The 25,092-nt window shown below is 68.6% G+C and carries 22 protein-coding genes and 2 pseudogenes; 10 read left to right on the top strand and 14 right to left on the bottom strand.

From position 1 onward, the window contains the following. The first annotated feature begins 144 nt into the window (after nt 1-144). The 6 genes from AC1DSO_RS01660 to AC1DSO_RS01635 all read left to right on the top strand — a co-directional run bounded on the left by AC1DSO_RS01660 (nt 145) and on the right by AC1DSO_RS01635 (nt 5,414). The gene (locus tag AC1DSO_RS01660; protein ID WP_477067169.1) at nt 145-1,428 is read left to right on the top strand and encodes a type III PLP-dependent enzyme; all 1,284 of its coding nucleotides are present in this window, start codon (nt 145-147) and stop codon (nt 1,426-1,428) included. Nucleotides 1,429-1,701: 273 nt separating this feature from the next. Beyond that, nucleotides 1,702-2,754, top strand: coding sequence for a 1,9-bis(guanidino)-5-aza-nonane synthase (locus AC1DSO_RS01655; protein ID WP_477067168.1), 1,053 nt, complete (start codon nt 1,702-1,704; stop codon nt 2,752-2,754). Nucleotides 2,755-2,832: 78 nt separating this feature from the next. Beyond that, entirely contained in the window at nt 2,833-3,621 is a 789-nt protein-coding gene (locus AC1DSO_RS01650; protein WP_477067167.1) for an acid phosphatase, read from the top strand. Between the two features lie 52 nt (nt 3,622-3,673). Then, nucleotides 3,674-4,162 carry a transcriptional repressor gene (locus AC1DSO_RS01645; RefSeq protein WP_477067205.1) on the top strand — a complete coding sequence of 163 codons (489 nt, stop codon included), beginning with the start codon at nt 3,674-3,676 and terminating at the stop codon, nt 4,160-4,162. Between the two features lie 46 nt (nt 4,163-4,208). Beyond that, entirely contained in the window at nt 4,209-4,412 is a 204-nt protein-coding gene (locus AC1DSO_RS01640) for a hypothetical protein (RefSeq protein WP_477067166.1), read from the top strand. A 57-nt stretch (nt 4,413-4,469) separates the two neighbouring features. Next, a complete protein-coding gene (locus AC1DSO_RS01635; RefSeq protein ID WP_477067165.1) occupies nt 4,470-5,414 on the top strand; it encodes a thioesterase family protein in 945 nt (314 codons plus the stop codon). Nucleotides 5,415-5,477: 63 nt separating this feature from the next. Here AC1DSO_RS01635 and AC1DSO_RS01630 read toward each other — a convergent pair. Both AC1DSO_RS01630 and AC1DSO_RS01625 read right to left on the bottom strand, forming a co-directional pair. Next, a pseudogene (locus AC1DSO_RS01630) lies at nt 5,478-5,552 on the bottom strand (hypothetical protein); the annotation flags it as partial. A gap of 6 nt (nt 5,553-5,558) precedes the next feature. Continuing rightward, complete coding sequence (locus AC1DSO_RS01625) at nt 5,559-6,449, bottom strand: alpha/beta fold hydrolase (protein WP_477067164.1); 891 nt, start codon at nt 6,447-6,449, stop codon at nt 5,559-5,561. Nucleotides 6,450-6,520: 71 nt separating this feature from the next. Between AC1DSO_RS01625 and AC1DSO_RS01620 the strand changes: the two genes are divergently transcribed. Continuing rightward, on the top strand, nt 6,521-6,955 hold the full coding sequence (locus tag AC1DSO_RS01620; RefSeq protein ID WP_477067163.1) for a DUF488 domain-containing protein: 435 nt from the start codon (nt 6,521-6,523) through the stop codon (nt 6,953-6,955). Between the two features lie 139 nt (nt 6,956-7,094). Here the strand turns inward: AC1DSO_RS01620 and AC1DSO_RS01615 are convergent, their stop codons facing one another. Beyond that, complete coding sequence (locus AC1DSO_RS01615; protein ID WP_477067162.1) at nt 7,095-7,901, bottom strand: SH3 domain-containing protein; 807 nt, start codon at nt 7,899-7,901, stop codon at nt 7,095-7,097. A 100-nt stretch (nt 7,902-8,001) separates the two neighbouring features. On the opposite strand from AC1DSO_RS01615, the gene AC1DSO_RS01610 reads away from it, so the two are divergent. Then, nucleotides 8,002-8,862 (top strand): crotonase/enoyl-CoA hydratase family protein, encoded by an 861-nt coding sequence (locus AC1DSO_RS01610; protein WP_477067161.1) that lies wholly within the window; start codon nt 8,002-8,004, stop codon nt 8,860-8,862. Nucleotides 8,863-8,876: 14 nt separating this feature from the next. Here the strand turns inward: AC1DSO_RS01610 and mdoH are convergent, their stop codons facing one another. The 8 genes from mdoH to AC1DSO_RS01570 form a co-directional block, all read right to left on the bottom strand. Beyond that, a complete protein-coding gene (gene mdoH, locus AC1DSO_RS01605; RefSeq protein ID WP_477067160.1) occupies nt 8,877-10,763 on the bottom strand; it encodes a glucans biosynthesis glucosyltransferase MdoH in 1,887 nt (628 codons plus the stop codon). Between the two features lie 90 nt (nt 10,764-10,853). After that, nucleotides 10,854-12,389, bottom strand: a complete 1,536-nt coding sequence (locus AC1DSO_RS01600) for an OpgD/OpgG family glucan biosynthesis protein (protein WP_477067159.1) — start codon at nt 12,387-12,389, stop codon at nt 10,854-10,856. An 83-nt stretch (nt 12,390-12,472) separates the two neighbouring features. After that, a complete protein-coding gene (locus tag AC1DSO_RS01595) occupies nt 12,473-13,903 on the bottom strand; it encodes an alpha/beta hydrolase (protein ID WP_477067158.1) in 1,431 nt (476 codons plus the stop codon). A gap of 73 nt (nt 13,904-13,976) precedes the next feature. Beyond that, nucleotides 13,977-15,215, bottom strand: coding sequence for a pentapeptide repeat-containing protein (locus tag AC1DSO_RS01590; RefSeq protein ID WP_477067157.1), 1,239 nt, complete (start codon nt 15,213-15,215; stop codon nt 13,977-13,979). A gap of 105 nt (nt 15,216-15,320) precedes the next feature. Then, a complete protein-coding gene (locus AC1DSO_RS01585; protein WP_477067156.1) occupies nt 15,321-15,878 on the bottom strand; it encodes a putative glycolipid-binding domain-containing protein in 558 nt (185 codons plus the stop codon). A 14-nt stretch (nt 15,879-15,892) separates the two neighbouring features. Continuing rightward, nucleotides 15,893-16,852, bottom strand: a complete 960-nt coding sequence (locus tag AC1DSO_RS01580; RefSeq protein WP_477067155.1) for a magnesium transporter CorA family protein — start codon at nt 16,850-16,852, stop codon at nt 15,893-15,895. 60 nt (nt 16,853-16,912) lie between these two features. After that, nucleotides 16,913-17,614, bottom strand: a complete 702-nt coding sequence (locus tag AC1DSO_RS01575; protein ID WP_477067154.1) for a CHAP domain-containing protein — start codon at nt 17,612-17,614, stop codon at nt 16,913-16,915. A 67-nt stretch (nt 17,615-17,681) separates the two neighbouring features. Next, nucleotides 17,682-18,779: an acyltransferase family protein gene (locus tag AC1DSO_RS01570; RefSeq protein WP_477067153.1), complete on the bottom strand. Its 1,098-nt coding sequence runs from the start codon at nt 18,777-18,779 to the stop codon at nt 17,682-17,684. A 140-nt stretch (nt 18,780-18,919) separates the two neighbouring features. On the opposite strand from AC1DSO_RS01570, the gene AC1DSO_RS01565 reads away from it, so the two are divergent. Further along, nucleotides 18,920-19,708, top strand: a complete 789-nt coding sequence (locus AC1DSO_RS01565; protein WP_477067152.1) for a TerC family protein — start codon at nt 18,920-18,922, stop codon at nt 19,706-19,708. A gap of 86 nt (nt 19,709-19,794) precedes the next feature. On the opposite strand, the pseudogene AC1DSO_RS01560 reads toward AC1DSO_RS01565, so the two are convergent. Then, nucleotides 19,795-19,880, bottom strand: a pseudogene (locus AC1DSO_RS01560) (hypothetical protein); the annotation flags it as partial. 97 nt (nt 19,881-19,977) lie between these two features. Here AC1DSO_RS01560 and AC1DSO_RS01555 point away from each other — a divergent pair. Further along, nucleotides 19,978-21,561, top strand: coding sequence for an MDR family MFS transporter (locus AC1DSO_RS01555; RefSeq protein WP_477067151.1), 1,584 nt, complete (start codon nt 19,978-19,980; stop codon nt 21,559-21,561). Between the two features lie 187 nt (nt 21,562-21,748). Here AC1DSO_RS01555 and pstS read toward each other — a convergent pair whose 3' ends face one another. Further along, nucleotides 21,749-22,792 carry a phosphate ABC transporter substrate-binding protein PstS gene (pstS, locus tag AC1DSO_RS01550; protein WP_477067150.1) on the bottom strand — a complete coding sequence of 348 codons (1,044 nt, stop codon included), beginning with the start codon at nt 22,790-22,792 and terminating at the stop codon, nt 21,749-21,751. 131 nt (nt 22,793-22,923) lie between these two features. Beyond that, nucleotides 22,924-25,086: a primosomal protein N' gene (locus AC1DSO_RS01545; RefSeq protein ID WP_477067149.1), complete on the bottom strand. Its 2,163-nt coding sequence runs from the start codon at nt 25,084-25,086 to the stop codon at nt 22,924-22,926. Nucleotides 25,087-25,092: the final 6 nt, after the last annotated feature.

The raw sequence follows: 25,092 nt of genomic DNA, 5'->3' as shown, positions 1-25,092 counted from the left end.
GATCAATTGGTCGCAAAACGGGGCCGCAAAAGACGCTTTACATCCCTGCCCAATGCCCCTATTTCGCACGGCTCCGGCGGACCCGAAGTCCTCAACGCTGCTAACGCCGGCCTGGGTTTAGCTTCCAACAGGGGGTTACGTGAATTGCGCACGTACCACATGCCCCTGGACCTGGTCCGTGAGCGGTCACCGGAACGTCCCGTCGCACTCGTGCGGCCCGACGCGGTTTCCGTAGCTGCGCGCTGGTTCCAGTCTGAATTTAAAGGCGACGTCTTCTATGCGGTGAAGGCCAATCCTTCGCCGTGGGTGATCCGTGAGCTGGCCCAGGCCGGCGTTCGGTCCTTCGACGTCGCGTCGCTGAACGAGATCGAACTCGTGGCCCAGGAGGCCCCGGGCTCGCGAATGGCGTTCATGCACCCGGTCAAGAGCCGGGCGGCGATCTCGGCCGCCTATTTCGACCACGGCGTGAAGACCTTCTCGTTCGACACCCACGAAGAGCTGGCCAAGATCCTGGACGCCACGGGCCAGGCCAAAGACCTTAACCTGATCGTCCGCATGGGCGTGCAGGCCGAGGGCGCGGCCTATAGCCTGTCGGGCAAGTTCGGGGTCGAGAGCCACAACGCTCCCGCCCTGCTGCTGGCCGCCCGGCGCGCCACCCAGGACCTGATGGGCGTCAGCTTCCACGTCGGCAGCCAGTGCATGCGCCCGACCGCGTACCAAGCCGCGATGGCCCAGGCCTCGCGCGCCCTGGTCCGCGCCGGCGTGCTGGCCGATGTCGTCGACGTCGGCGGCGGCTTCCCGTCGATCTATCCGGGCATGGTCCCGCCGGACCTCTCCGAGTATCTGGCGGCCATTGACCGCGGCTTCGCCGAGATGATGGTCCACGAGACCACCCATCTCTGGTGCGAGCCGGGCCGCGCGCTGGTGGCCGAGGCCTCGTCGCTGCTGGTCAAGGTCGAGCTGAAGAAGGGCGACGCGCTGTATCTGAACGACGGGTCGTACGGCTCGCTGTTCGACGCCGCGCACATGAAGTGGCCCTTCCCGGTCAAGATGTACCGCAAGAACGGCCCCGTTGGCGGCCCCAATGGCGGCGAAGTGGTGGAAGAAAGCCTCAAGCCTTTCCGCTTCTACGGCCCGACCTGCGACAGCGTCGATCACATGCCCGGCCCGTTCTACCTGCCGGAAAGCGTCGACGAGGGCGACTACATCGAGATCGGCATGCTGGGCGCCTATGGCGTGGCCATGTCGACCCGCTTCAACGGCTTCGGAGAGACCGACACCGTCGAGGTGCAGGACGCTCCGATGGCCTCGATGTACGGCCTGGCCAAGCGCTCGATCCCGGCGGTTCGCCAGGAGAACGAAGAGCGCAAGATCGTCCGCTTCTCGCGTCCGAAAGGCGCGGCCGGCAAGCGCAAGCGCCGTCGCTGATCTGACGTCTAAGACGGCTATCTAGTCCTTTAATTCCCGTCTCCCCGGCGAAAGCCGGGGCCCAGGTGAAACCCAGAGCCGCTCTGGATGAATCTGGGTCCCGGCTTTCGCCGGGAAAACGGGATTTGGGAGTCTGGTCATATCGGCCTAGAACCCCACCCGCCGCCGGACGTTCTTCCTCGCTGCGGCCATCCCATCGCCCCCACCGGTCGCTCCGTCCCGGTGGACGGCCACTTCCAACGACGGGCGTCCAAAGTCAGGGAAACCGAAGCGATGAACGCTCCCGTTCCGAACAACACCAAAGCCGAACTGCTGCAGAACGTCGTCGAGCATATCGACATCACGTCGTTCGACGCCCGTCCGATCATCGACTCGATGCGCAAGATGTCGTTCTCGAGCCGCGACACGGCCCGCGCCGCCGACATCTTCAACATGGCGCTGGAAGATAAATCCTGCTCGCCCTGGCTGATCCTGGCCGGCTCGACCTCGGCCGGCGGCTGCATGCACGTGTACCGCGACATGGTGAAGAACGGCATGATCGACGCCGTGGTCGCCACCGGCGCCTCGATCGTCGACATGGATTTCTTCGAAGCCCTGGGCTTCAAGCACTATCAGGCCGCCGGCCCGGTCGACGACAACGTGCTGCGCGACAACTATATCGACCGCATCTACGACACCTATATCGACGAGGAAGAGCTCCAGAACTGCGATCACACGATCCTGGAGATCTGCAACGCCCTCGAGCCGCGCGCCTATTCCTCGCGCGAGTTCATCTGGGAGATGGGCAAGTGGCTGTCGGAAGGCAACGCCAAGAAGCCCGGCTCGCTGATCCAGACCGCCTATGAAGAAGGCGTGCCGATCTTCTGCCCGGCCTTCGTCGACAGCTCGGCCGGCTTTGGTCTGGTCAAGCACCAGAAGGAACGGATCGCGGCCAAGCAGCCCTATCTGATGATCGACGCGGTCGCGGACTTCCGCGAACTGACCGACATCAAGATCGCGGCCGGCACCACGGGCCTGTTCATGGTCGGCGGCGGCGTGCCCAAGAACTTCGCCCAGGACACCGTCGTCTGCGCCGAGATCCTCGGCGTCGAGGCCGACATGCACAAGTACGCGGTCCAGATCACCGTGGCCGACGTGCGCGACGGCGCCTGCTCGTCGTCGACGCTGAAGGAAGCCGCCTCGTGGGGCAAGGTGGACACCACCTACGAACAGATGGTCTTCGCCGAAGCCACCACGGTGGTCCCGCTGATCGCCTCGGACGCCTACTGGCGCAAGGCCTGGGAAGGCCGCGAGAAGCCGCGCTGGAACAAGCTGTTCGGCAAGTAAGCTTGAACGACTCCCAAGTCCTTGATTGAGAGGGCGTGAAAATGCAGGGTCCCCGGAGTTTCTCCGGGGGCCTTTTTCATGCGCGTTTCGTGGTTGGCCGCCGTCGCGGTCCTGGCCTTGACCGGCTGCGCCGCCCTCAGTGGGGACACCTCGTCGGACCGCTACCTGGCCAAGGGCGTCTACGACGCGCGCGGTCTCCTGCCGCCGCCGCCCGCCAAGGGCTCGCCGGAGGCGCAGAAGGACCGCCAGATCTTCCTAGCCACCCGCGCGCTCGAGAACACGCCGCGCTGGTCGCTGGCCCAGGCCGACACCGACAAGAAACACATCCTCGAAAGCTACGCCTGCGCCCTCGGCTTTACCCCGACCCGGGAGAGCAATCCGAAACTGGCCGCTATGCTGCTGCGGATGAGCCACGACGTCCGCTCGGCGGTCGCCGGCCCGAAGCTCGCGCACCGGCGGCCCCGGCCCTACCTGTCGGCGAGCGGTCCGATCTGCGTGAAGCGCGGCCTGAGCCTGGCGCTGTCGCCCGACTATCCGTCCGGCCATTCGACCTGGGGCTGGTCGGTGGGCCTGCTGCTGGCCGAGGCCGCCCCCGACCGCGCCGAGGCGATCCTGGCTCGCGCCCGCGGCTATGGCGAAAGCCGCATCGTCTGCGGCGTCCACAACGCCAGCTCCGTGGAAGCCGGGCGGAAGAACGCCGAGAACCTGTTCGCGGCCCTGTGGAGCTCGGAAGCGTTCAAGGCCGACCTGGCGGCGGTGCGGGCCGAACTGGACGCGACCCGCGCCAAGGCCCRGGCCATGGGGACGTCGCCGGAGCCGGCCCGTTGCACGGCCGAGGCCAACCTGATCGGCGCACCGCTGCTCTAGCCAAGACCGCCGCGAGGTTGCGCACACGGGCGCGGCCCTCTACCTCTTGGCCATGGCCCATACCGGTTCCGCCTGCGGACACGATCATCACAACCACGGCGTCGCCGGCGACGCGCTCGCGGCCGAACTCCACGCCGCCGAGGTCCGTTGCGCCGCCGCCGACCAGCGCCTGACCGCGCCGCGCCGCCGGGTGCTGGAGCTGCTGCTGGGCGCCGGCCAGCCGGTGAAGGCCTACGACCTGATCTCGACCTTCGGGGGCGAGGGCCCGYCGGCCAAGCCGCCGACCGTCTATCGCGCCCTCGACTTCCTGGAAAAACAGGGCTTCGCCCACCGGATCGAGAGCCTCAACGCCTATGTCGCCTGCCGCAAGGAGGCCGACGGCCACGCCGCCGCCTTCCTGATCTGCGACTGCTGCGGCGCGACCCGCGAGATCGAGCCCAAGGCCAGCGCCGAGATCATCGCCGCCGGCGCCTCGGCCGGCTACGCCCTGACGGCCGTGACCATCGAAGCTCACGGCCTCTGCGCCGACTGCCGGAACTAGGCCGCCGCGCCCTGGGTTGTCTTCTCGTCGATCGAGGAGACCAAGCATGGCTGAGCAACCCAACACCAAAGGTCGCGAAAAGAACGAGGCCGAGCCGCTGGGCGAGTTCACGGCCCTGGGCGGCAAGGACAGCGTCCAGAAGACGGGCGAGGAGTCGCGCAAGCGCGCCGGGCCGGACGGTCCCGACGCCAAGGCCATCGGTGACCACTTCAAGGGCCCGGCCGGCGATCCGGCCGAAGGCAAGCGCTAGCCAAGCTCGCGAACGCCGCTAGTCTCGAACGACCGTTCACCCCGTTCGAGACGCCGCATGACCGCAGAAGCCCTCCCCGGCGTCGAGATTTGGCGTGGTGGCGTCAACACTTGGGACTGCGACGAGATGGGGCACATGAACGTGCGCCACTACCTCGTCCGCGCCATGGAGGGCCTGGTCGGCCTGGCCGCCGAGCTGGGCCTGCCGCACGCCTTTTCGCCCTACGCCAACGCCACCCTGCTGGTGAAGGAGCACCACATCCGCTTCCTGCGCGAGGCCCATGCCGGCGCGCCGCTGCACATGCTGGGCGGGGTGATCGAGATCGGCGACAGCGAGGCGCGGCTGCTGCAGCTGCTGGTCCACTCCAATACGGGCGAACTGGCGGCGACCTTCCAGACCACCGTGGTCCACGCCACCCCGCGCGATGGCCAGGTGTTCCCCTGGCCCAGCATCGCCCGCGAGCGCGCCGAGGCCTTGAAGGTCGAGGTTCCGGAGCTGGCGCGGGCGCGGGGCATCGCCCTGGCGCCGTTCACGCCGACCGCCAGCCTGCCGCGCGCCGACGCGTTAGGCCTGACCCGCATCGGCCTGGGCGGCCTGCTGCCCTCCGACTGCGACGTGTTCGGCCGGATGCGGGCCGAGCAGTTCATCGGCCGGGTCTCGGACGGCATCGGCGCGTTTATCCACCCGTTCCGCGACATCGTGGTCGAACATGCCGATCCGAGACCGGCCCGCACCGGCGGCGCGGTTTTGGAATACCGCATCGCCTATCTGGCCTGGCCAGGGGCCGGCGACCGCGTGGAGATCCGCTCGGGCCTGATCGGGACCGACGCTCGCACCATGCGGGTCGCGCACTGGCTGCTGGACCCCGCCACCGGCCAGGCCTGGGGAACCTCCGAGGCCGTCGCCGTCACCTTCGACCTCAACGCCCGCAAGGTCGTGCCCGTCAGCGACGCGGCGCGGACGGCCCTGGCGGCGCATGAGGTGGAGGGGTTGGGACTGTAGCGCCCCCTCCGTCTCGCTGCGTATCCGCAGCGATCCACCTCCCCCGTTGCACGGGGGAGGATGACGCACACCCTCCTCACCCGTAAAACGGGGGAGGTGGCGCGGCGCGGATACGCGCCGTGACGGAGGGGGCGTTCCTGCGCTCTAGCCCGTCGCCATGTCGAACAGCGCGTCGCGCACCAGGTCCGGCCGCTCCATCGGCAGGAAGTGGCTGGTCCCGGCGATTGTCTCGATCCGCACGTCCCTGCCTCGCCGCGCGAAGCCGTCGCCGGCCCGGCAGGTGGAGTGCATCTGCGCCTTCAGGATCCGCACCGGCGCCTGGACCTGGCGCGCCGCGCGCCACGGATCATGGCCCTGGGCGGCGTAGTTGGAGGCCTCCCAGGCCGGGGCGCAGGCCAGTTCGACCTTGCCGTCCGCCCGCTCGACGAAGCCGCCAGCCACGTAGTCGGCCAGCATGGTCTCGGGCCAGGTCTTGAAGGCGCCGCGGCCCTTGTAACCGGCGAACACCGCCTCGCGGCTGTCGAACACCGCCCGCCGGCGCAGGGCCGACTGGACGATCGGCATGCGCCGCCATAGCCGGCCCGAGCTCCACGGCGCCTTGGCGTAGAGGGTGGCCAGCCACGGCATGATCACCGGGTCGAGCAGGACCAGGCCCTTGACCCGGTCAGGGCGCTCGGCGGCGGCCAGCAGACTAACCGTGCCGCCCATCGAGTGGCCGGCCAGCACGGCCGGCGGACCGTCCAGCGCATCCAGTAGGCCGATCAGGTCGTCGCGCAGGTCGCGCCACGAGCGGCGTCCGTCGGGCTCGACGGGTAGGGTTGTCTCGCCATGACCGCGCTGGTCGATGGCCAGGATGCGCAGGCCCGCCGCCAGGGGCGAGAGCAGCACGCGATAGGTCTGGGCGTTGAAGCCGTTGGCGTGGACGAAGACGACGTCGATCGGTTTGTCCGTCGGGCCGAACTCCAGGGCCGCGATCTCCCCGCCGGTCACCGCCACGGCGCGCTTGCGAGGTTCGCGAAAGACGGCCGCGTCCATCGGCGTGGCTCCTGTTGTCGGCTGGCGTCTAAGGTAGGCTCGCCACGACCCGACGTCCATGGAGCTCAGTTATGAACAAGCTCGCCACCATCGGCTACGAGACCGACACGCAGGGCGGCATGATCGGCCGCCTGAAGGCCGCCGACGTCGAGCTGGTGGTCGACGTCCGCGCCGTGGCCAGCTCGCGCAAGGCCGGCTTCTCCAAGACCCTGCTGGGAAACAGCCTGAAGGCCGAGGGCATCGACTATCTGCACCTGCGGCCGCTGGGCGCCCCCAAGCCGGGCCGCGAAGCCGCCCGCGCCGGCCGGATCGACGAGATGCGGCGGATCTTCAACGCCCACCTGGAAGAACCCGAAGCCCAGCTGGCCCTGGCCCAAGCGACCGAGCTGGCCGGGACGAGGCGGATCGCCCTGCTCTGCTACGAGGATGACGCCAACTGTTGCCACCGCCAGATCGTCGCCCAGCGGATCCGCGAGCGGCTAAAGTGCGAGGTGGTGGATCTCTGATCCTTCTTCCCCCTCCGGGGGAGGAGCGCCGAAGGCGCGGAGGGGGCAAGCCTGACTAGACTTGGCTCACTTGCCCCCACCTGACCGCGCGTCGCGCGGTCGTCCGCCCCCGGGAGGGGGCGGAAGGAAACGCTGCTCCCTAAGCCTGGGTGACCTGCCACTCGCCGCGTTCGTCCTTGCAGGCGCTGTAGCGCTGGCTGGTCGCGCCCTGGCCGCCGCCGGCGACCGAGGCGTCGATCACCCGGCAGCTGGCGACCGTCTGGCCGTAAGGGCGCACCAGCGAGGCGGCGGCATAGCCGACGCCCAGGCCGTTGCGGCCGACCAGCACCCAGCCGCCCGTCGGGGCCACGCCCAGGGCGTCGAAGCTCTCACCAGAGGCCACCTTGCCGACAATCTTGGCCTTGGTCGACGGACCGGCGCGCAGGTTGGCGGTCGAGTTGGCGACATAGGCGCCGCCGGCCGCCTCGAAGCTGGGCAGGCTCTGGACGCCCGAGGCGTAGCGGATGTTGCGGCCGTCGATCGGCGGGCCGTAGCTGGACGACACCACGTTGATGCGGCCCGAATTACCGGTGCGGCTGTTGCTCCAGGTCTGGGCCACGCCCGTCTCCAGGGCCTTCTTGGTCGCCTGCTCGGCCATGGCCGCGTCGGTCGACTGCATGCGGCAGCCGATATAGCCGCCCGCCGCCGCGCCGGCGGCCGCGCCGACCAGGGTGCCGATGGTCTTGTTCTTCTTCGAAACCTTGTTGCCCAGCAGGGCGCCGGCGGCCGCGCCGATCAGGGCGCCGCCCTCCTGCTTCTTGCCCGAGCCTTCGCACCCGAACAGGCCGCTCAAGCCTTTCGACTGGGCCAGGGCCGGCAGCGGCGCGGCGGCCAGGGTGGAGCCCATCACGGCGGCGATGGCGACGGCGGCGGCGATCTTGTTCGAGGGGGTCTTGCGGGTGGTCATGTCGGAAATCCTCTTCCGTCGGGTCAATGTTGTCGCCGTCGGCCGCCCGGTCGATAGTCGCTGATCAACGAAATGAACATCGACATCAGGGGAGGCCGGCATGAGCAACCACGATCAGACGGACTATAGCTGTTTCAAGGTCGAGATCGAAGCTGGCGTCGCCCACATCCAATTGAAGCGGTCCGAAGCCATGAACACCATGACACGGCCGTTCTGGAACGAGCTTCCCGCAATTGTAAAACATATTGACGACAACGCCTTGGCCCGCTGCATCGTCATCACCTCGACCGGCAAGCACTTCAGCGCCGGCATGGATCTTTCGGTGTTCACCGACGGCGAAGGCGTCACGGCCGACCAGTCCAGCGACCGTTGGGTCGCCGCCGAGAGCTTCCGCCGCTTCGTCCATCACCTGCAGGAGACGTTCTCCTGCCTGGACAAGGCCCGCATGCCGGTGATCGTCGCCATCCAGGGCGGCTGCATCGGCGGGGCGGTCGATTTCGTCAGCGCCTGCGACATCCGCTACGCGACCACCGACGCCTTCTTTCAGATCCAGGAGATCAATATCGGCATGACCGCCGACGTCGGCACCTTCCCGCGTCTGTGCAAGCTGATCCCCGAGGGCTGGGTGCGCGAGCTGGCCTATACGGGACGCCGGCTGCCGGCCGCGCGGGCTCGCGAGATCGGCCTGGTCAACGAGGTCTTCGACACTCACGAGGCCCTGGTCGCGCACGCCCTGGCCACCGGCCGCGAGATCGCCGAGAAGTCGCCGCTGGCCGTGGCCGGCAGCAAGGTCATGATCAACTACGCCCGCGACCACTCCATCGCCGACAGCCTGGACTATATCGCCACCTGGCAGACCGGCATGTTCTCTGGCCCGCACATGGCCGAGGCGTTCACGGCCAAGGCGCAGAAGCGCGACGCGGTCTTCCCGGACCTGCTGCCGCTGAAGAAGACGATGTAGCGGGAGCCCCGGCGTCAGGCGGTCTCGTAGCCCAGGCCAGCCGGCAGCGGCAGCGGCGCCGGCGGCTCGTTGGACGACACCAGGCTGGCGACGACCGCCGCCGACCGCAGCTTCAGGGCGCGGTCCAGCAGGCGTGGCGRCCGACGGGTCTCCGGCGTCTCCAGCAGTGGCAGGTCGCCGGCGTCCTCGGCGGTCCAGGCCGACACCAGGAAGGCGAAGGTCAGGGCCAGGGCCGGGATCGCGATCCAGACGAAGGCGTCCGGCGCGAAGATCAGGCCGACAACGACCAGCACCGAGCCGAACACCGCCTCCTGCCTGTGGGCGCGGAAGGTGTCGACCAGCGACACGCGGTCCATGTCGCGGCGCTGGGCGGCCCAGCCGCAGTCGCGGCCGGTCAGGATCTCGACCACCGAGCGGGTCTGGGCGAACAGCACGATCGGCGCGATCAGGCTGGACACCACGGTCTCGAAACAGACCCCGGCCAGGGCCCTGGTCCCGCCGCCGAATCCGGCCGCGCGGCCGGTGCGCAGCAGCAGGGCCCAGGCCATCAGCTTGGGGGCTAGCAGCAAGGCCAGGGACACGCCCAGCACCAAGCCCGTCGGCGGCTGGGCGAAAGCCGAGGCGGCGTCTTCGGTCACGCCGGCCAGGCCCGGGAAGGCGGCCAGCGACAGGCCCACGGTCAGCAGGGCCAGCCACAGCGGCGCGGTCAGATAGGTCGAGAAGCCGCGCAGCAGGTGAAAACGGCTCAAGGGGTGCAGGCCCCGGGCGGCGATGACGGCGATGTGCTGTAAGTTGCCCTGGCACCAGCGGCGGTCGCGGACGATCTGGTCGATCAGGCTGGGCGGGCTCTCCTCGTAGCTGCCGCCCATGCGCGAGGCCAGGCGCACCTCCCAGCCGGCCCGGCGCAGCAGGGCGGCCTCGACGAAGTCGTGGCTCATGATCGCCCCGCCGAACGGCTTGGGCCCGCGCAGGTGCGGCAGGCCGGCCTGCTCGGCGAAGGCGCTGACCCGGATGATGGCGTTGTGGCCCCAGTAGCTGGACTCAGCCCCGCTCCACCATTCCAGGCCCCGCGCGAACATCGGGCCGTAAAGGCGGCTGGCGAACTGTTCGAGGCGCGCGAACAGGGTGCGGGCGTTGATGATCATCGGTACGGTCTGCAACAGGCCAAGGTCCGGCTCAGCCTCCATGGCGGCGGCCAGGCGCACCAGGGTGTCGCCGGTCATCAGGCTGTCGGCGTCCAGCACCACCATGTGGTCATAGGCCCCGCCGAAGCGGCGGACCCACTCGGCGATGTTGCCGGCCTTGCGGTCGGTGTTCTCGACGCGGCGGCGATAGTGGATGCGGGCCTGGCCGGCGAAGCGCGCGCATAGGCGGTCATAGGCCTTGCGCTCCTCGACCGCGACGGCGTGCTGGCGCGTGTCGCTGAGCACGAAGACGTCGAACCGCTCCAGCCCTCCAGCGGTGCGCAGCGATTCCAGCATCGCGGCCAGGCGCGCGAAGACCGGCTCGGGCGCCTCGTTATAGACCGGCAGCAGCAGCGCGTTGCGGCTGGTGAGCGACGGCGTGGCGCCTTCGCGCGCCGAGTCCGCCTCGCGCCACATCGCCACGAAGCCCGCGGCGGCCGAAGCGCACGAGAAGGCGGTCCAGGCGAACAGGCTGGCGAACAGCGGCAGGGCGACCAGCTCCAGCGCCGTGATGCGGTCGGACGCGAAGGCCAGCGCCATGACCAGGCTGGCGGCCAAGCTCAGCACGATGGTGAAGGCCAGCAGGGTCGCCCGCCGGCGCATGAGGCCCAGCGCCAGGATAGGGCGCCGTTCGGGCGCGGAACTCAGGCATTGGATCGGCATGGGCAGGGGCGATTCCGGGGGAATCGCGTCGGCCGGCCAAGTTACGCTTCGCATCGACAGAAAGCCCAATCACTCGTAGGCCCCCCGGCCCCGGCCGCCGCGAGCAACGAGGCGGAAGCGAGCTCGAAAAGTCTCAGCCGGCGTTTAGTTCCCGGCCGGGGCCGGAAAAACCAACGCGGTCCAAGTTTCGCTCAAGGATTGACCCTTTTGCCGCAAGACGACGCGAACATCGGCCGGTTCCGCGCCATCGGGCGCGACATCGAACACGACCCGCCACAGCCCCTCGGTCTCGACCTCGCGACGGGCGGCGGGATAGTGCGACAGCAACCTAATCTGGCCGCCGCGGGCGGTGACGTCGGCCTCGACGTCGATCGCCGCGCGCAGGGCCAGCAGGTTAGCGCCCCGGAACTCGACCGCGATCTTGCGGCCCTGGGCGACCAGGTCCTTGCCCGGCTCGCCCGGCCGCCCCGTGCGGGTGGCGACGACGCGGGCGAGGTCAGCGCCCGCCGGCGGCGCATCGCTGGTCCAATGGAGCCGATAGCTGAGGTCGACCGCGCTTCCCGCCGTCACCGGCGCCTCGGGCGTCCAGAAGGCGACGATGTTGTCGTTGGTCTCGTTGTCGGTGGGAATCTCGATCAGGCGCACGCTGCCCCGGCCCCAGTTGCCGATCGGCTCGACCCAGGCGCTGGGCCGGCGGTCGGCGTTGGCCTGGTCGTCGTGATAGTGCTCGAAGTCGCGATCGCGCTGGATCAGGCCGAACCCCCTGGGGTTCTCGTCGCTGAACGTGCTGGTCACGACGCGCGAGGGGTTGGACAGCGGCCGCCAGATCCGTTCGCCGGCCCCGGTCCACATCAGCAGGCCGTCGGAGTCGTGGATCTCAGGTCGCCAGTCCGGACCCGCCCCACCGCGATCCTCGCCGAACCAGAACATGCTGGTCAGGGGCGCGAAGCCCATCTGATCGAAGGCGCGACGAAAAAAGACGGCGGCCTCGACGGTCTGGGTCAGGGCCAGGCCGTCGCGGTCGTTGACGAAGCGATAGGCCCCGACGACGCCCGGGCTTTCCATCAGGGCGTGGATCACGAGGCGCCCCTGGGCGTCCTTCTCCAGCCAGACCTCGCGCCAGTCGGGGAATTCCTCGGGCTGGACGGCGTAGGTGTCGGCGGCGATGGCGCGGGCCGACAGGCCATACTGGCCGAACGGCGCGGGCGAGCGGAAATAGGACGCGCCGTGGAACACCAGCCACTCGCCCCGGTCGTCACGGCTGATGGCGCGGAAGCCCGCGAACCCGGCCTTGGCGGGCAGCGCGCGGAACGGGCTGTCGGCGCGCGACGAGAACATCGTCGAGTCGTAGGCCAGCGGACGCGCCGCGCCGTTCTCGACCAGGTTGATGGCGAGGGTCTTGCTGACGCCCCGGCTCAGCGGGAACAGCTCGATGCCCCAGTCGCCGCCCCACAGCGGGATCTTCTCGCGATAGAAGCCGACGGCCTGGGCGGCGTCGTAGTCCATGGCCTGGACCTGCGGCGGCGGCGGCGACGGCGCGACATAGGGCTTGGCCGCCAGCGCTCGGGCGCGCGCCTTGACGCCTTCGAACGAGAACGGCGAGGCCGACGCCAGGCTGGGCGCGGCCAGGGCTCCGCCGGCGAGCAGGACCAGGGCGGCGCGGCGATCGAACGTCGTCAAGAATCCTCACAGCGCGTTGCAACGAATCCGGCGCTGCTAAAAGGGTTTCATGGCGAAAATGGTTCAGCTTTGGTGCTGGATATCTACTCGTAGGTGAAGCTCATCGGCGTGTCCGCCGCTGGCAGGCAGCTGCGGTCGACCGGCTTGGTCGGGTCCTGGAAGAAGCCGCGGATCATCTTGCGGACGCACGGGCTGCCGCGCGAGACGCCGTGGGTGGCGTTGGTGACGATGACCACCTGCGAGCCCTGGTAGCCCTTGGCGGCGGCGCGGGTCAGTTCCGGCGGGCAGCCCGGATCGATCTCGGCGGCCAGGAACAGGGTCGGGACGGCGGTCTTCACCGGCTGCTGCTCGACCTTGGAGATCGGGCCGACGTCGACGCCGGCGCAGACGTCGTGGATCCGCTGCATCGAGGCCACCATCAGCCGCGCGACCGGATCGGCCTCCGTGCCCTTGGCCACGTCGGCGCGGGCCTCGAACGGGATCTCCTCCTTGCACAGGTGGGTCATGAACTGGCCCTCGCTGTAGTAGTCGCGGCTTTCGACGAAGGCCTCGACCGGCGCGACGTCGCCCTGGATGATCTTCCACAGGTCGCGCGGCAGCACCCCGGCGGTGAAGTAGCTGGCGTCCATCAGATAGCCGCCCAGGTCGTCGGCCGTGTAGGTCTTGCCGTTGATGGTCTGGGGACCGGCCAGCCAGCGCTCGGCCACCACCGCCAGCTTGGCCTTCAGGTCGGGATAGCGCCGGGCGCATTCGGCGACGACCGCGCACTTGGCCATGACGATGTCGATCGAGCTGGAGACCATGGCCGGGCCGCCGACGGTCCAATCGGCCTCGGGCGGCCAGGGCGAGTCCTGGACCACCGCCCGGACGCCCTGCGGCGCATGGGTCTGGATCGCCGCCTCGATCCGCGTGCCGTACGAGCCGCCATAGAGGTCGATCAGCGGCAGCTTCAGCAGCTTGCGCAGGTCCTGGACGTCCTTGGCCACTTCGACGGCGTTGTAGCGCGACAGGTTCACGCCCTGGGCCTGGAAGGCCTTCAGGCAAGTGACGATGCCGTCCTTGTCCTTCTCGGAAGGCGGCCCGGCGTCGGTCAGGTTCGTCCCCGGGCAGTTCAGGTTCGGGTCCGACTGGCCGCCGCCGCGCTGGTCGAAGAAGATCCAGTCCTGGTCGACGGCGACGAACTCGCGCGAGGTCTTGCTCTTCAGCATCCGGGGCAGGCCGGCCAGCGCCGAGCCGCCGGGACCGCCGTGCAGGGAAACCACCGGCGGCAAGCCGGCCTTGGGCGCGGAGGCCCGGACGATGGCCACGGCCACCTTGATCCGCCGGCTCTTCGGGTCGCCCCGCGTCTCGTCGACGATCAGGTTTCCGCACTCGACCTTCAGGTCGACGCCCTTGTAGTCGCCGACGCAGGCTGCGGGCTTGAACCGCGGCGCGGCCGCGTGTGTCGCGCCGCCCAGAGCGGACAGGCTCAGCGCGCCGACGGCGGCGGCGATCCAGGACAAACGCGACATCAAAGACTCCAGCGGCTTTCGCGCATCAACACCAAGGTTAATGCCGACCGCAAGGCTTGCGTCCGTGAAGGGGTTTTCAGGCGGTGAGGTTCGCCGGCATTTCCGCGCCGGTCAGGTCGGCGCCGTCCAGCTTGGCGCGGGTCAGGTCGGCTTCGATGAACCGGGCGCGAGGGGCGCTGACGCCCTTGAGGTTGGCCCCGCGCAGCACGGCGCGGGTCAGGTCGGTGCGGATGACCCGGTTCTCGGCGATCTTCAGCGGGCCCAGCTTGGCGCCCGACAGGTCAGCGCGAGCCAGCTGGGCGTCGACCAGGCGCGCGCCCCGCAGGTCCGCGCCCTTCAACTTGGCCCCACGCAGATCCGCGCCCGCGAGGTTGGCGCCCTGCAGCTGCACACCTTCCAGGTCCATGCCGAAGAACACGGCCTTGGGGGCGATCAGGCCGCTGAGGCGACGGTTCCTCAGGCGCTTGAGCGGACGGAAGTCGACGTCGGTCAGGTCGCCGACCTTGCCGTCGCGGCCGTCGGTCTCGCAGAACAACTCGTGGGCTTCCAGCACCTCGTTGAGGGGCTGGTCGTCGACATAGATGATCGGCTTCGGCGCGCGCAGCACCTGGGTCAGGTCGGCGTCGGTCAGGTCGGCTCCGCTGACATCGACGCCCACCATCACCGCCCGGCGCAGCGAGACATTGGCCATCTCCGCATTGTGCAGATTAGCGCCCGACAGGTTCGCCCCGTCCATGCGGGCGTTGGTCAGGCGAGCGCCCTGCAGCGTGACGTTCGAGAGGTCAGCGTCGGTGAAGTCGGCCTGCCGTGCGAAGGCGCCAGACATCTGGGCGCCGTTCAGGTTGGCCCCCTGCAGCATGGCGTAGTCCAGCTCGCCCGGCCGCTTGGAATGCTCGAGGATCCGCAGGCCCTTTTCGTCGTCCTGCACGGCGGTGACGCCCTCGCGCAGGTCGCAGCCGGCCAGGTTCGCCCCGCCCAGATTGGCCCCGCGCAGGCAGGCGCCGCGCATGTCGCAGCGCGACAGGTCGGCGTCGCGCAGGTCGGAGTCGCGCAGGTCGGTCCCGTAGAGCGTGGCGCGCGCCAGCTTGACGCCGCGCAGCGAGGCCCCGCCCAGCAGGGCGCCAGTCAGGTCGGCCTCGGAGAGGTCGACGCCGTCCAGCTCGTAATTGTTCAGGTTGACGTATTGCAGCACCGCCCGGCGACCGGCCGGCAAGCCTTTCAGGTAGCGCGCATGCGCCTCCACCGCCTGGCGCACCACGGAGGCGTGCAGGGTCCGGATCAGGCTCGGTCGTGAAGACTCGGCGGCGGCGGGCATGCGATCGGAGAGCGCTCGGGCTGGTACGCGGTGAGGCGGAAACAGCGCTCACTGTGTCACATCAGCTTTAAGCAAACGTTCAGTCCGCGGCGGAAAGTCGCGGGCCTAGCCTTTCACCCGCTCGAACAGATGCTCGTAACGCAGCACCAGCCCTTGCTCGTCGACGACCAGATCGGCCTCGAAGCCCGCCGAGAGGCCAAGATCGACATAGCGCACGCGGCCCGGCCCCTGGCGATCATAGCGCTGGCGCGAGCGGGCGACGGTCAGGGCTGGTCCGTCGATGAAGGCGGTGTCGAGCGGCAGGCCAGGCCCCGGCGCCTCGGGCGTACGGCGGATCGGAAAGGTGTTGCAGAAGGGCGTGACCGACAGATCCGGCTCCTGCGCCCCGTCGAGGTCCGGGCGCGCGACACCGTCGACGGCCCAGCCCGAACCGGTCCGTTCCAGCGTCAGCCGACCGTGGCCCGTGGCGTTCCAGCGCTCGACCTCGACCGACAGGGCGCGCCAGTCCGGGGTAAGGCGCCAGCGATGATCGAGACGGAAGCCGGCGTCCTCCAGGCACAGCACGGTCGAAACCGCCTCGACCGCGTCCGCCGTGATCGACAGTTCCAGGCGCTCCAGACCCTCGAGGTCGGTCCGCCGCCAGAAGAGGATGGATGTCGGCATGGGCTCTCCTGCGTCTACAGCCAGCCTTTGCGCTTGAACCATAACAGCGGCGCGCCGGCGGCCAGGATCATCATGCCGATGGCCATCGGATAGCCTTCCATCCAGCGCAGCTCGGGCATGTGCTCGAAGTTCATGCCGTAGATCCCCGCCACCAGGGTCGGCGGCAGGAACATCACGGAGAACACCGAGAACACCTTGAAGATCGAGTTCTGCTCGATGTTGATCAGGCCCAGGGCCGCGTCGAGCAGGAAGGTGACGTTGCCGGCCAGGTAGCTGGAGTGGTCGGTGATCGACTGGACGTCGCGCTGCAGCGATTTGAGATGATCGCGAAGTTCCTTCTCGCCGTCGAACTGGTCGGCCAGGGCCGCGAAGCTGAGCAGGCGGGCCAGGCTGACCAGGCTGTCGCGGGCCTTGGAATTGACGTTCTGCGACCGGCCCAGCTTGTTGAGGATCTGCTCGAAGGCCGCGCCGCGCGGGCGGCTGAAGATGGCTCGCGACTGCACCTCGACCTCGGCGGCGGTGCGCTCGAGGATGTCGGCGGTGCGATCGACGATGGCGTCCAGCAAGCCCAGGAAGGTCTGCAGGCCGTTGGGGCAAAGGCTGGGCTGGCGCTCGGCCTGGGCGGCGAACACCGAGAAGGCGCGCGGCTCGACATAGCGGATGGTGACCAGGCGGTTCCCCGCCAGGACGAAGGTGACGGGGGCGGCGGTCGGCAGGTCGCCGTCGGCGTTGACCAGCACCGTGGCGGTCATGAACGTGCCGCCGTCTTCCTGGTAAAGGCGCGAGGAGGCCTCGATCTCGGCCATTTCCTCGCGGGTGGGCAGCAGCAGGCCGATCGACTGCTCAACGGCGACTTCCTCGCCGCGGGTCGGGTCGACCAGCTCGATCCAGACGGCGTCGTCAGGCACGCGCCAGTCAGGCGACAGTCCGCCGGCTTCGAAGCCTGGCGCGCCGTGGCGGAGAATTCGCAGCATCGATCACCCTCGCTAAGGCCGGGTGTGCCCCGGCCCAAGCGTCAGGTCAACGCGCTCAAATCAACGGGGCGCGTTCTGCTTGTTCGTGTCGTTCGAGGACGAACCACCGTTGGCGGCGGCCTCGATCAGGGCGGCGATACGGTCGGTCGAATCCGCAGCCTGGCCGATGATGTCCAGAGGCGAAGAGCGAACCGAGGCGGCGACCTGGTTGGCGGCCTGCTTGGCGGCCGAGACCACGGCGTTCTGGGCCATGGCGATCTTGCTGGTGGCCATGGCGATCTTGGTCGCCTGGGCGTCCTGATAGATGAAGCCGTTGGTCGGATAGACGCTGGTGCCAAGGTCGCGGATCGGGTCGTACCAGACCTTGACCTGCGTCCAGTCGCCTTCCGGCGAGACGTCGACGACGGTGACGTCTTTTTCGATCTGGCCGCGATCGCCTTCGATGATCGACCAGTTGGCGTGGGTGACTTGGATGACCCGGTCGGTGAGCACTTGGCTGACGAAGGCCACGTGGCCAAGGTTCATGCGGGCGGTAGGCTTGAAGGAGAGCACCGAGCCGATCTTCGGGATCGAGCCCGTGTCGTACTTGCCGGCGGCTTGCGTCCACCAGGTGCGGGCGTCGCCGAAAATCTGGATGCCCGACATCAGCCGGGCGAAGGGCACACACTGCCAGTAGCCATCAGCATTCGCCGCTACGGGCGCAAAGCTGATCATGGCGGCAGCGGCCAGGGAACCCAGAAGGGCCCTTGTCCGTTTCGTCATGCTGTGGGTACTCCCCCGCGTCACTGGGCTAAGGGATAACCTTGCCAGAGACATGTGAAAAGAGTGTTTATGTCGCAGCTGTAATGGCCAAGCGGCGCTGTTTCCACCCCAGAGCCCAAGTCTTCATCCGCTCCCGACACGGACTTTCTATGACGTGGAAGGAAATCGCGGACAGCGGAACCAGGGCGGCGACAATCCCGATCCAGATGAACAGCGGCAACTTGTCGCCCTCGATATTGAAGAGCTTGGCCGCCGCATTGATCGCCAGGATCTTCCACGGGATACAGATCATATAGGTCGAATAGCTGATCTCGCCGAGATAGACGAAGACTGCCTGTCCAGCAAACTCGAAACCGGCCGAAGCGAGGCTGGCGAGCGTGAAAATCAGCCCCCCCATCAACATGATAATGATCGAATCCGAGGCGCCGAACTGTACGGCGGCCAGCGTGGCCATGCCCAATAAAGCGGCGCCGTAGCCGCTGAGTCGCGCCGGGAATCGCCCCGAGCGCCACAGAGCATGCAGGGCGCAGCCGAAGGCGAAGCACGGCACGATGCGCAGGGCGCCCCACTGGATGGTCGCGTCGGTCAGCGAAAAGCCGGCCAGGGCCTCGAAGGCGGGATAGAGCAGTGCGATCACCGCCAGAGCGCCAGCCACCGCCATCAGCGGCCGCTCGCGCAGCTTCCAAGCCGCGAAGGCGAAGGCCGGGAAGGTCAGATAGGCGAACCACTCGGCCGAGATCGACCACGAGGCGTGGTTCCAGCCCGACACCGGCGCGAAGCCCCAGGCGTGGACCAGCAGCAGGTTGGCCGGCAGAGCTTTCCAAGCAAGTATGTTCGGATCGACGGCCAGGCCCGCCATCGTACCGACGATCGCCATGGCCCCGACCCCGGCCAGGGTGGCCAGGTGCAGCGGATAGACCCGCGCCAACCGGTTCCACAGGAAGTCGCCGTAGCGGAACCGCCCTTCCCCGAAGCCGCTCAGATAGACGTGGCACAGGATGAAGCCCGACAGCGTGAAGAACGCCTCGACGCCCAGATAGCCCTTCTGGGCGATCGCCGGCGTGAAACCGACGTCCAGCTTGGGCCAATAGTGGAACAGCACCACCCAGAAGGCGGCGAAGAACCGGAGGGCCGTCAGGGGCTTTACGTGTGCGGCGTCGGGCATGACGTCGATCCTTAAGGGCCATCTTTCCTTCCCCCAACGGTGGAAAGATCGGCGTTCCCCGCCTATTTCACCTAGGGTGAAATGCATACGCGAACGCATACGCGAAACAGCGGCTCGTCCAATAACCTTAGAGAGGACCGATGAACGAACTCCTTAGCCTTGTCGCCGACCCGGCCGCCTGGGCCGCCTTGGTGACACTGGTGGTGATGGAAGTGGTTCTGGGGATCGACAACCTGGTCTTCATTTCGATCCTGTCGAACAAGCTGCCGCCCGACCAACGCACGAAAGTGCGCCGCATCGGCATTTCGCTGGCGCTGATCATGCGTCTGGTCTTGCTGTCGACCATCGCCTTCATCGTCGGCCTGACCGCGCCGGTCTTCGACCTCGGCATCGTCGGTCCCGTGGGATCGCACGGCGAACCGGGCTTCGAGACCGCCTTCTCGTGGCGCGACCTGATCCTGATCGCCGGCGGCGTCTTCCTGATCTGGAAGGCGACCAAGGAGATCCACCACACGGTCGACCCCGCCAAGAGCGACGACGTGCTGGAGAAGGACAAGGCCAGCGTGGTGATCTCGAACGTCGGCGCGGCGATCTTCCAGATCATCCTGCTGGACCTGGTGTTCTCGATCGACTCGATCCTGACGGCCGTCGGCATGACCGATCACCTGCCGATCATGGTCGCCGCCGTGATCATCGCGGTGCTGGCCATGCTGCTGGCCGCCGACCCGCTGGCCAACTTCATCAACGACAACCCGACCGTGGTCATGCTGGCCCTGGGTTTCCTGCTGATGATCGGCACCGTCCTGATCGCCGAGGGCTTCGGCGCCCACGTGCCCAAGGGCTACATCTACACCGCCATGGCGTTCTCGGGCGGCGTCGAGGGCCTGAACATGCTGGCTCGCAAGCGGGGTCCGAAGAAAGACCACTAGGGCGCGCACCCGATCGGCCGCCAGATACGCGCCAAGTAAATCAACGCTCTAATCGTCGTGTCATCCCGGAAGCCTCGCAGAGGCTATCCGGGACCCAGGGGCCGGCGCGGCGCGGTTGCCCTGGGTCCCGGCTCTCCGCTTCGCTGCGGCCGGGATGACACGGAGATGTTTTCTGGCGGCCAAGGTTTTCCCAGGCCGAAACGAGCCTCTACTTCCGGCGTTTGGGTCGTGATAGTCCGGCCATCCTCCGGCTATCGCTCCCAAGGCTCATGACCCAACAGACCTTCACCGACGCCGAGCGCCGCCTGACCCTGGCGGCGCTGATGATCGTCTTTCTGCTCAGCGCGCTGGACCAGACGATCGTGTCCACGGCCATGCCGCGGATCATCTCCGAGCTGAACGGCCTCAATCTCTATTCGTGGGTGACCACGGCCTATCTGCTGACCTCGACGGTGATGGTGCCGATCTGGGGCAAGCTGGGCGACATCTTCGGCCGCAAGCCGGTGCTGATCACCGGCATCACCATCTTCCTGGCCGGCTCGTGGCTGTCGGGGATCTCGGGCGAGTTCGGGACCATCCTGGGCGTGCCGGGCATGGTGCAGCTGATCGTGTTCCGCGCCCTGCAGGGCATCGGCGGCGGCGCCTTGTTCACCACCGCCTTCGCGATCATCGCCGACCTCTATCCGCCGCGCGAGCGGGGCAAGTTCGCCGGCATCTTCGGCTCGGTGTTCGGCCTGGCCAGCGTGCTCGGCCCCATCATCGGCGGCTATTTCACCGACCACGGCACGGTGCAGATCGGGACTCACATGGTCGCCGGCTGGCGCTGGGTGTTCTACGTCAACCTGCCGCTGTCCTTGCTTTCGCTGTTCATGGTCATCGTCAAGATGCCGCCGCTGGAGCATCGCCGCTCAGGCAAGATCGACTTCCTGGGCGCGGCCCTGCTGATCGCCGCCTTCGTGCCGCTGCTGCTGGCGCTGAGCCTGGGCGGCCACAACTTCGCCTGGCGCTCGCCGCAGAGCCTGGGCCTGTTCGCCCTGGCCGCCGTTTCCCTGGCCGCCTTCGTGGTGGTCGAGACCAAGGTCTCCAACCCGATCCTGCCGATGCACCTGTTCCAGAACCAGGTGTTCACCACCGCCAACACCGCCGGCTTCCTGATCTCGATGGCCTTCATGGGCGTGGTGATGTTCCTGCCGCTGTTCCTGCAACTGGGCCGCGGCGTGCCGGCCACGATCAGCGGCATGACCATGCTGCCGCTGATGGCCGGCCTGATCATCGGCAGCACGATCGCCGGCCAGCTGGTCAGCAAGACCGGCCAGTACAAGCCCTACATGATCGCCGGCGCATCGATGCTGCTGGTCTCGGTGTTCCTGCTGCACGACCTGTCGAAGATCCACAGCCTGCCCTTGCTGTGCCTGCTGCTGGCCTTCGTCGGCCTGGGCCTCGGCCCCGGTCAGAGCCTGTTCAACATCGCCACCCAGAACGCGGTCGATCCGCGCGACATCGGCGTGGCCACCAGCTCCAACCAGTTCTTCCGCCAGATCGGCTCGACGGTCGGCGCGGCCCTAGCTGGCACGATGCTGACCGCGCGCTTGGCCAACCTGCCGGGCGGCGGTCTTGATCTCGGCAAGCTGGAAGGCATGGCCGTCAAGGCCGCCGCGACCGGCCAGGCGGCCCACGCCGATCCGGTGCTGCAGGAGGCCCTGGTCCACGCGGTCAGCGGGGTGATGGTCGCGGCCCTGTTCGTGATCGCGGCGGGCCTCGTGACCATCTTCTTCATCCCCGCCCTGCCCCTGCGCTCGCGCCAGCCGGCGCCGGGCGCGCCGCCCCTGGACAAGGCCGAGCCGACGAACTGAGCGATCGTTCGTTCCGCGTTAGGTCCCTTTCTCCTCGTCATCCCGGCCGAAGCGAAGCGTAGAGCCGGGATCCAGGGGGTGACGGAACGCGGTGCGCGCCGCCCCTGGGTCCCGGATAGCCTCTACGAGGCTTCCGGGATGACGAGAGATTTTAGGGTCATCGATGCGGCGATATCTCGATGAATCCCTACTTCGCCGCCTTCCACTTGGCCTGCACCGCCGCCTTCACCGGCGCCGGCACGGGCGCGTAGCCCAGCTTGACGATGTCGGCGTCGCCGTTGGCGTAGCCCCAGCCGAAGAAGTCCCGCACCCGCTTGGCCCGGTCCGGCGCCGCGTCGTCGCGCAGCAGGCCGTAGCTGACCAGCACCAGCGGCCAGGTCGCCTTGCCTGGCCGATCCAGGGTCTGGACGCCGAAGCCCTTGGTGGCCGTCCACGGCGCGCTGTTGGCGAAGGCCGAGAAGGCCGCCGGCGAGGGGGTCACGAACGCCCCGTCGCGGTTCTTCAGCGCCACCAGGTCCAGCTTGTGGTCCAGGGCGTAGGCGTATTCGACATAGCTGATCGTGCCCATGGTGCCGGACATGATCTCGCTGATCCCGGCATTGCCCTTGCCGCCCAGGCCGATCGGCCAGGCCACGGTCTCGCCGGCGCCAGGGCCGGCCTTCCACTCGGGGCTGACCGCCGACAGGTAGCTGGTCAGCAGCAGGCTCATGCTGGCCGGGTCGGTGCGGTGGGCAACGGTGATCGGCCAGTCCGGCAGCTCCAGGCCCGGATTGAGGGTCTTCAGCGCCGGATCGTTCCACTTGGTGACCTTGCCCAGGAAGATCGCCGCCAGGGTCGCCGCGTCCAGCTTCAGCTTGCCGCTCTCCAGGCCCGGGACGTTGGTGACCAGCACCGTGCCGCTGATCACGAACGGAAATTGCGTGAGGCCCTTGGTCTTCAGGTCGGCGTCCGACAGCGGCATGGCGGTGACGCCGAAGTCGGCGGCCTTGCTCTCGATCTGGCTGATCCCGAAGGCCGAGTTCTGGCCCTGATAGGCGATCGGCTCGCCGCCGGCCTTCTGGTAGTCGGCGATCCAGGCCTTGAACAGCGGCGACTGGATCGAACCGCCGGAACCGGAGAGGCCCGGGGCGGGCGCCGAAGCCGGAGCCTGAGCCGGAGCCGTCTGGGCGACGACGGAGCCGGCCACGGCCAAACTCAACACGAACGCCACCGATGCAACGAGCGACTTCATAGGCTTCCTCCAGTGCTCAGGCGCGCGCCTGGCTATCCGCGATGCGTTGTTCGCATCGTCGGGGCCCGGACCGTGGGCGTCCGCCTGCCGCAGGGGAATGTGGCGCGAGGCCGCAGAGCTTGGCTGGAAGCCTAGAGGAAGCTGTAGGGATCCACGTCGATCACCACCCGCACCGAGTTCGGGACCTTGGCCCGGGCTCGCCAGGCGGCCATGAAGCCCTGCAGGTCGACATTGCGATCGGCCCGAACCAGGAACCGCTTGCGCCGGCGGCCGCGCACCAGCGACAGCGGCGCGTCGGCGGGACCGAACACCTCGACCCCCTCGGCATTGGGGATCACGGCGGCCAGGGCCTCGACATAGGACTCCAGCGCCGCCGCGTCGGGCCCGGAGGCGATCACCGCCGCCAGACGACCGAACGGCGGCAGGCCGGCGTCCTGGCGCATGCTCATCTCGGCCTCGATGAAGGCGTCGCGGTCCTGGGCCTTCAGGGCCTGCATCACCGCGTGCTCGGGCGAATAGGTCTGCAGCAGCGCCCGCCCCGGCTTCTCGTGCCGTCCCGCCCGGCCAGCCGCCTGGGCCAGCAGCTGGAAGGTCCGCTCGCCAGCCCGCAGGTCGCCGCCACGCAAGCTGAGGTCCGCGTCGACCACCCCCACCAGGGTCAGGTTCGGGAAGTTGTGACCCTTGGCCGCCGCCTGGGTGGCGACCAGGATGTCGATCTCGCCGGCCGCCATGGTGGCCACCAGGGTCCTGGCGGCCTCGGCGTCCATCACCGTGTCGGACGAGAACACCGCCACCCGGGCGTCGGGGAAGATGTGCCGCGCCTCCTCCTCGACCCGCTCTACCCCCGGGCCGATCGAGACCAGGCTGTCCTTGGCCCCGCAGTGCGGGCAGGCCTCGGGCTTCTTCATCGAAAAGCCCGTCAGGTGGCAGACAAGACGGCCGGTGTAGCGGTGCTCGACCAGCCAGCTGTCGGTGTCGGGCGACTTCATCTTCTCGCCGCAGGCCCGGCAGAGGACCAGCGGCGCATAGCCCCGGCGGTTCAGGAACAACATGGCCTGCTCGCCGCGCTGCAGGGTCACGGCCATGGCCTTGATCAGCGGCGGCGACAGCCAGCGGCCAGGCTCCGGCGGGGTCTGGCGCATGTCGACCAGGTCGATGTCGGGCAGCTGGGCCGCGCCATGGCGAGCCGACAGCCGCAGCCAGCGGTAACGGCCGGCCTGGGCGTTGAACAGGCTCTCCAAGGACGGGGTCGCCGAGGCCAGCAGGACGCTGGCCCCCTCGATCTTGGCGCGGGCCACGGCCAGGTCGCGGGCCTGGTAGATGAAGCCCTCTTCCTGCTTGAACGAGCTGTCGTGCTCCTCGTCGACCACGACCAGGCGTAGGCCTTTGAACGGCAGGAACAGCGCCGAGCGGGCCCCGACCACGATGCGGGCGTCGCCGCTGGCCACCGCCTCCCAGACCTGGCGGCGACGCGGCGGCGAGACGCCGGAGTGCCACTCGGCCGGTAGCGCCCCGAACCGCTCCTCGAAGCGAGCCAGCACCGCCTGGGTCAGGGCGATCTCGGGCAGCAGCACCAGCACTTGAGAGTCGGGACTCTCGGCCAGAGCGGCGGCGACGGCTTCCAGATAGACCTCGGTCTTGCCCGAGCCGGTCACCCCGTCCAGCAGCGCCGCCTGGAAGCCGCCGGCGTGCAGCATCTCGGTCAGCACCTCGACACAGGCCGCCTGGCCCGGATTGAGGTCGCGGGGCGGCAGGGAAAGGTCCGGCTGCGGCAGGCCACGCTCGGGCTCGACGAAGTCGACCGCCAGCGCGCCCTCGTCGACCAGCCCCTTCACCACGCCAGCCGAGACCCCCGCGGCCGAGGCCAGGGCGGCGCCCGAGAGCTTTTGCCCCTCGGCGGCGGTCAGCACCTTCAGCCGCGCCGGCGTCATGCGGGCGGGCTGGGTTCCGGTCAGGACCAGCACCTTGTCGGGCTTGGGCGGCGGATGGCGCAGGCCGCGCAGGGCCATGGCCAGAGGCCAGCCGGGCAGATCGACCGAATAGCGAGCGGCCCATTCCACGAAGGTCAGCACGCCGGGCGGCAGGGGCGGATCATCGACCCGCTCCAGCACCGGCTTCAGCGGCCGGTTGCCGCCGCTCCCGTCGCGCACGGCCATGACCACCCCGCGAATCACCCGCGGCCCCAGCGGCACGGTCACGTGGTCGCCCGGCCGCAGGTCCAGACCCTCCGGCTCGGCGTAGTCGAAGGCCTCCGGCAACGGCATCGGCAGCAGGACGGAAGCGATACGCGGCATGGTGCG

The organism is Caulobacter sp. P4_E5 (assembly GCF_056401555.1).
Note: the sequence above shows the minus strand (reverse complement) of the source record. Positions and strands in the feature narration are given on the sequence as shown.

Excerpts from the sequence above, each read along its gene's own strand:
- AC1DSO_RS01655 (WP_477067168.1), top strand. The coding sequence starts at position 1,702 with ATGAACGCTCCCGTTCCGAACAACACCAAAGCCGAACTGCTGCAGAAC.
- AC1DSO_RS01640 (WP_477067166.1), top strand. The coding sequence starts at position 4,209 with ATGGCTGAGCAACCCAACACCAAAGGTCGCGAAAAGAACGAGGCCGAG.
- AC1DSO_RS01635 (WP_477067165.1), top strand. The coding sequence starts at position 4,470 with ATGACCGCAGAAGCCCTCCCCGGCGTCGAGATTTGGCGTGGTGGCGTC.
- AC1DSO_RS01625 (WP_477067164.1), bottom strand. The coding sequence starts at position 6,449 with ATGGACGCGGCCGTCTTTCGCGAACCTCGCAAGCGCGCCGTGGCGGTG.
- AC1DSO_RS01620 (WP_477067163.1), top strand. The coding sequence starts at position 6,521 with ATGAACAAGCTCGCCACCATCGGCTACGAGACCGACACGCAGGGCGGC.
- AC1DSO_RS01615 (WP_477067162.1), bottom strand. The coding sequence starts at position 7,901 with ATGACCACCCGCAAGACCCCCTCGAACAAGATCGCCGCCGCCGTCGCC.
- AC1DSO_RS01610 (WP_477067161.1), top strand. The coding sequence starts at position 8,002 with ATGAGCAACCACGATCAGACGGACTATAGCTGTTTCAAGGTCGAGATC.
- AC1DSO_RS01590 (WP_477067157.1), bottom strand. The coding sequence starts at position 15,215 with ATGCCCGCCGCCGCCGAGTCTTCACGACCGAGCCTGATCCGGACCCTG.
- AC1DSO_RS01585 (WP_477067156.1), bottom strand. The coding sequence starts at position 15,878 with ATGCCGACATCCATCCTCTTCTGGCGGCGGACCGACCTCGAGGGTCTG.
- AC1DSO_RS01580 (WP_477067155.1), bottom strand. The coding sequence starts at position 16,852 with ATGCTGCGAATTCTCCGCCACGGCGCGCCAGGCTTCGAAGCCGGCGGA.
- AC1DSO_RS01575 (WP_477067154.1), bottom strand. The coding sequence starts at position 17,614 with ATGACGAAACGGACAAGGGCCCTTCTGGGTTCCCTGGCCGCTGCCGCC.
- AC1DSO_RS01570 (WP_477067153.1), bottom strand. The coding sequence starts at position 18,779 with ATGCCCGACGCCGCACACGTAAAGCCCCTGACGGCCCTCCGGTTCTTC.
- AC1DSO_RS01565 (WP_477067152.1), top strand. The coding sequence starts at position 18,920 with ATGAACGAACTCCTTAGCCTTGTCGCCGACCCGGCCGCCTGGGCCGCC.
- AC1DSO_RS01555 (WP_477067151.1), top strand. The coding sequence starts at position 19,978 with ATGACCCAACAGACCTTCACCGACGCCGAGCGCCGCCTGACCCTGGCG.
- pstS (WP_477067150.1), bottom strand. The coding sequence starts at position 22,792 with ATGAAGTCGCTCGTTGCATCGGTGGCGTTCGTGTTGAGTTTGGCCGTG.
- AC1DSO_RS01545 (WP_477067149.1), bottom strand. The coding sequence starts at position 25,086 with ATGCCGCGTATCGCTTCCGTCCTGCTGCCGATGCCGTTGCCGGAGGCC.